This window comes from Komagataeibacter intermedius TF2 (genome assembly GCF_000964425.1).
Classification (GTDB): Bacteria; Pseudomonadota; Alphaproteobacteria; order Acetobacterales; family Acetobacteraceae; genus Komagataeibacter; species Komagataeibacter intermedius.
Genome location: NZ_BANF01000353.1, coordinates 1 through 5,918 on the forward strand (window position 1 = coordinate 1; position 5,918 = coordinate 5,918).

Genomic DNA, 5,918 nt, shown 5'->3' on the forward strand with positions numbered 1-5,918 from the left:
GTGCAGACCAGGCTCGTCCATTTATGGACCACGAACCAGCGGCGGAGTGTTCGGGTGGTCATGAAAACCGCACGCTCACAAATGCGTGTAAGAATAAGTCGCAGTTGATGAAACGATAAACGCCCACATGACCTCCTTCCTGGAAAACCCGCTTTCTGTCAGCAACGGCAGGACACAGCGTCCTGCTCTTCCGCCAGAAGGCGTGCCCTTATTTACTAAGACGATCAGGGAAGGAATTTTCAGTAACAAAAACTCAAAAAAATCGACATGCCACTTATGCGCATCTGAACTGGCAGGAGAATAGCTTTCCCGTGACAGCCCACGTAACTTGCACAAGACCATCCCATGAGTTTGACATAGGTCGCCCCACGGATATTGCCGGGGGCAACCCACGTTTCTTGCAGGGAGTTGCCCCACGGAAATTGCAGTGAAGCTGCCCCTCGACTTTGGCATGGAGACGAGGGGCAAGGTGCTGAAACTAATAGGGAAAAGATGCCGTAGTTCGGGGTGGGGAAATTTCACCAGTTATACGTCAAGTTTCCATAAAGGCGGCGACCTTGGCCAGTATAACAAAACGATCCATCACAACTCGTTAAATAATATTTATTTGTAAGATTGGAGACTGCTAACTGTGCTCTTAAACCTCTTAAAGCAGGCACAGACTGTCCGAAATCATAATGGGCTCCAATATCGAATACTATATAAGAAGGAGTTTTAAAGGACTCCACGTTGTCAACATAGGAATAACCTATGTATCTCATGCCCCAATTTACACCAAGGCCCTTCGCTATACGTGATGGTATGTTGTAGTCAGCAAATATAGAGAACATATTTCGTGGAACCTGCGGGACAACCTTTCCCGTTTCCGAGACAGCGGCACCGTAGCTATTTCCGTAGAAATCTACCCGCTGCGCAGTTTCATTAGTCTTCGCAAAGCGAATGTCTGTATACGTATAAGATGCAACGAGCCTAAGATCTCGGGTGATGTTTGCGTTGGCTGATACTTCAAACCCCTGAGATCGAACACGCCCTGCGTCACTGCTAAACCCAGTGTGTACAAGATCACTTATGAGGTAGTGATCCTCATCAATACGGAAGGCCGCTGCTGTGATAAGAATATCTTTTTTTGGAATCTTATATTTTAATCCGGCCTCAATTTGTTTTCCTGTCAATGGTGAAAATGGCTGTCCTTGATAATTTGTGGATCCATTTTGAGGAATAAAAGAGGTTGCGTAGCTAAAATAGGGCGATAAACCAAATTTTGTATTATATATCAAACCGGCGCGCCATGTAAAAGCATTCTGTGGCTTCGGAGATTTGAAGTTGTCAGTTATTTTTACAATATGGGATGTATTTATATTACTAATACTGTATCTTTTGTTGTCGTAGCTTACCCAATCTTCACGACCGCCTAGGAGAATAGACAGCCCCTTCCATTTGATCTGATCCTGAAAATAAATCCCTTCTTGAAAGTAGTTATAAGGACCCATACTGCCACTGACACGACATGCTGCTGAATTCACGTCCATGCATACCGCTGTATCAGTAGTTGGGCTATATATATTTTGAGTGTATGTTTTCGTGAAATCGTATAAAGCATTTTGTGTATACTCATATTGCCTGTAGTCCGAACCAACAACCCAAGTGTGCTGCAAAGGGCCTGTTGAAAACTTTCCAAAGACACGAGAATCAAGACCTAGCGTTTTTGATCGCTGATAAATAGACCATGGACGGAGCCCCATTTCAGAACCGCTATACCCCGTGGTATAAGTATCATTCACTACCGACTGGGAGTCGTCATATCTAAACACTTGAGAGAACGAGACAAATTTATTAAATCTATGTTTGAACATAAATTCAAACATGGCATCTTTTGACCCGTTCTGATTCCAGTTCTTATATCCAGAAAACGTGCTTCTGGAAATGCGCGGACAATTGACGTTTTGTATTAATGTTCCGCACGTCGGGTATTGTATATAATTTCTTCCGCTCTCTGGTGTATACATGTACATCCCGAGCAACGTCAAAGAAGTATTTGGGTCAATGTCCCATGTAATAGAGGGCAGAACGCCAACTCGTTGATAACCAATATGGTCAACCTGCGTTCCAGAATCTACTCCAATAGCCGCAACGCGATAGCGCACGTTGCCCGATTTTGTAATTTTGTTACTTACATCGACAGTAGCCTCGTAACGTCCCCAACTCCCGAAGCCGAGTGAAACCTGATGAAGGGGAGTATCCGTGGGCTTTTTGAGACTAATGCCAATGAGTCCTCCGGGATTGGTCTGACCATACATCACCGAGCTAGGCCCATTGACAGCTTCTATCCTCTCGATAAAGGCTGTTTCCCCAGCACTGGCACTATTAAGACGAAGACCATCCACAAAAGAACTCGTACTAAAACCTCGCTGCTCTATTCCGCTATTGGTTCCAGAGGCGCCACTACCGTTAGCGTAATTTCCGTTTACTTCTGAATAGACGCCCGGGGTGTAGCGTAATGCTTCAGCTACATCTTGGGGCTGTTGATCGCTCATTAACTGTTTTGTGATCACATATATAGAATTAGGTATTTCGGTGATCGGAGTGTCTGTTTTAGTACCGGACATCGTTGTGGTGGCAACATACCCTACACCAGGCCCTGTCGGATCCTGATGTGCAACAGTTCCACCGACGCGCACCGGACCAAGCGTGATATTGGCTGAGGCCTTAACGAGCGAGATTTTATTGCCAGTTCTCGAAAAACTGTAGCCACTGCCAGACAACATACGAGACAGAGCCTGATCCGCAGTCATCGTTCCCGAAACGGCGTTGGCATGCAGCCCCTTCACTTTATCCATATCATAGAAAATCTGGAGATGAGCGGTCTGACTGAGTGTCAGCAGCGCGTGGTTGAGTTCGCCGGCCGGGATATTCACTGATAGGGTCTGCGCTGCCGCCGGAACCACCGTCCCCTGCGCCATGGCAGGAGATGGACAAAGCTCAACGGCGCACCAGGTCAAGGCGCTCCCCGCCATTAGCTGACGAATCAATACTCCACATCTGGTCCGATTTTTTGTCCTGCGCGGTGCATCCCCACGTTCCATCATCGCCTCATTTCATCCATCGCCACGGCACTCCCAAAACGAGAATGCATTGCATTTGCGTCAATGAGTAAGACGCCTGAGGCTTCAGAACTCAGTAAGGAATTCTGCGAAATCCAAACAACTTTTTTTATTTTTTCTTCTGGATCAATGCATTAGACGGCGCATTTCTGCGCGGGCGAACAGTGAGGATAACCGACCCTCAATAAATGATCGTCGCAAGACCGGCGACCGATACCGATCGCAGGGCAAGCTGCCGGGTGATCGAGGACACCGCACCGTCAATATCGGAACAGGAGAAAACGCCACTCACCCGGCGATCCCTGATACGCGCGCCCATCAGCATGATGCGCCCCCGCCGATAGCGGTTCAGACGTGCGATCACCTCCGAGAGCGGCTCATTGTCGAATACAAGCTGTCCACTGCGCCAGGCCGTTATTGCGGCAATGGGAGCGGCCTGCGGCGTGTCCAGTGAACCATCACGGCCATATCGGACGCTCTGCCCCTCCGCGACGACGACCGAATGTGTCAGGCCATCAGGGGGCCGCGTTACAACCCTGACGCTATGCTCGGTCACGGTCGTGCGCACCCCATCAGGATCACGCTCGACCATAAACTGGGTGCCAAGAGCGGTCGAAGTACCACGAACCGCTTCGACGACAAAAGGCCGATGCTCCGTAGCGCCCAATGGTGCGACCCTGAACCAGGCATCGCCATCGATCAGCACGATCCGGCGTTCACTGGCAGTATAGCGAACACTCAGGGCCGTATGGCTGTCCATGACGGCGATGCTGCCATCGGCAAGATGGACGGTATGGATTTCGCCAACAGGTGTCGTGTAATCAGCCAGCCAGCGGCCTGGTTCAACCCAGCCTGTGCCAATGCCAAGCCCGAGGACAAACAGGCCCGCGATACCAGCTGTCGTGACGTGCGTCGCGGTCCGACGATGACGGGCCTTTTTTTCCCGGCTACCAACATCCAGATCCGACCACAGGCTGGACGCACGCTGGAACGCGGCTTCATGACGGGGCGATGCCGATCGCCACGTAGCGAAAGCCTGCTTTTCTTCAGGCTTCAGTTTCCCGCCGCCCAGACGGATGACCCACTCTGCAGCTTCCGTATCAATCCTGTCCTGCTGATCGTCAGTACTATCTGTCATTGGCCCTGCTTGCTGACTGCCACGGGGCGGCTACAGATAAGACGTCCGGACATCACGAAACCAGTAAAAGAAAAACATACGGATCAGCGCGGCAGGCGTAACAGAAGATGACGCAGGGCCGTAGCAAGATGCTTCTGCACCGTGCTTTCCGACACGTCCAGCCGGGTGGCAACGGTGCGGTAACTCAGCCCCGTTACCCGATTGAGCACAAAGATGCGCCGCGTCAGCTGGGGCAGTTCATCGAGAAGGGCCGCGATCTGTCTGATTTTCTCCCTTGCGGCTGCCACATCCTCCGCGCGGGGGCGATCATCGGCAATATGGGCGAGATCCTCGACAGGAACACTGGACGTCTTACGGCGGCGCAGTGACCGGACATGGTCGATCACCAGATTACGCACCGTGCTGTAAAGAAAGGCACGGCAGGCTTCAGCCGGAAGGGCGTCGCCATGTTCCATGAACCGGACAAAGGTTTCCTGCACGAAGTCAGCGGCCAGGTCGCGGTCATTCAGTTGCCTGCCGACATAGTCGGCCAGTTCACGTTGATGGCTCGAAAAAAGCCGACTGATTCGTATTCTGTCCACCCTGCGGGTCGCCTGATTGCCATGATACAGACTTTCCCCTAACACAACTAAGAACCATTCGCAAATAATACATCTCTTTGCGTTACTGAAATGACGGTCGTCAGGCGTCTCTACCCTATAGAGGTTAATGGACAGGACGATTTCGCGATGAAACGCCTCCATTCGTTGAGCATACGCGACCTGCACATCCTGCAGGTGCTCGACATGACGCGCAGCCTTGGCCGGGCGGCGACCGAACTGGGCACCTCCGTCGCGGCGCTGAGCCGCCGCCTCACCCGGATCGAAAACCTGCTCGGGATGACGACCCTGTTCGAACGCGGTGTGAATGGCACGATGATTACCGCTCCGGGACGTCGCGTCCTGCAACATGCGCGCCGCATGATCGCCGAAGCCCATCATCTCCTTGCTCTCGGAAGCGGCACCGTGGACAACCTCGAAGGCGAAATCCGCCTTGGTCTGGCCTGCCCGCCGCTGCACCCGATGGTCGAGACGTGGCTGCGGCTATGGAATGAAGCCCATCCCCGGACACGGATCGGGTTATATGCACCGCTGGAGGAAAGCATGACGGCCCTGCTGCTGAACCGGGGTATTGATGCTGCGATCCTCCACCCGGATGCACTCAGTGCCGGCCTCGCCTCCTTCGCATTGTACCGTGAAAATATTGTCGCCGTCATGCCCGAGCGCCATCACCTTACGAAGCGCCAGACGGTACTTCTGATGGATCTGAGAGCGGAACGCCTGCTAGTGCCGGTCACAACGCAGGATGACCGCTGTGCCCGTTTCCAGCTTGGGCTACTCGGACCACAGGCGCATATTGCGATGCATCGTGGTGGCATGCTTACCCTACTGTCACAGATACGCTCTGACGCAGGACTTGCCCTGTGCAGCACCGCCATTCGCGACCTGCAGCCACCGGGGCTCGCTTTCCGCAATATTGCAGACATTCAGGCTGAATTCGAGATGCACCTGGCCTGGCGCGCGGACGCCGAGGATGCCCTGCTGGGCCGGTTTGTCCGGTTCATGCAGACGGGTGTCCCGGACCGGCCTCCCTCCCTTGAACTGCCCCGGGTTTACCGGAGAGTAAAACTCTCGGAGGAT

Annotated in this window: 4 protein-coding genes; 1 reads left to right on the plus strand and 3 read right to left on the minus strand. The window is 52.5% G+C overall.

Annotated elements, in window-relative coordinates:
• Positions 1 to 518 precede the first annotated feature (518 nt).
• The 3 genes from B7449_RS17490 to B7449_RS17500 form a co-directional block, all read right to left on the minus strand.
• Positions 519 to 3,086 carry a TonB-dependent siderophore receptor gene (locus tag B7449_RS17490; protein WP_082084935.1) on the minus strand — a complete coding sequence of 856 codons (2,568 nt, stop codon included), beginning with the start codon at positions 3,084 to 3,086 and terminating at the stop codon, positions 519 to 521.
• Positions 3,087 to 3,282: 196 nt separating this feature from the next.
• Entirely contained in the window at positions 3,283 to 4,239 is a 957-nt protein-coding gene (locus B7449_RS17495; RefSeq protein ID WP_039732325.1) for a FecR family protein, read from the minus strand.
• An 83-nt stretch (positions 4,240 to 4,322) separates the two neighbouring features.
• The gene (locus tag B7449_RS17500; RefSeq protein ID WP_052279945.1) at positions 4,323 to 4,865 is read right to left on the minus strand and encodes an RNA polymerase sigma factor; all 543 of its coding nucleotides are present in this window, start codon (positions 4,863 to 4,865) and stop codon (positions 4,323 to 4,325) included.
• Positions 4,866 to 4,967: 102 nt separating this feature from the next.
• On the opposite strand from B7449_RS17500, the gene B7449_RS17505 reads away from it, so the two are divergent.
• Positions 4,968 to 5,918: LysR family transcriptional regulator (locus B7449_RS17505; RefSeq protein ID WP_048883942.1), on the plus strand; the 951-nt coding region annotated here is incomplete at its 3' end.

What these genes read in the sequence shown, in the direction of transcription:
- B7449_RS17490 (WP_082084935.1), bottom strand. Translation starts at nt 3,086, where the DNA reads ATGATGGAACGTGGGGATGCACCGCGCAGGACAAAAAATCGGACCAGA.
- B7449_RS17495 (WP_039732325.1), bottom strand. Translation starts at nt 4,239, where the DNA reads ATGACAGATAGTACTGACGATCAGCAGGACAGGATTGATACGGAAGCT.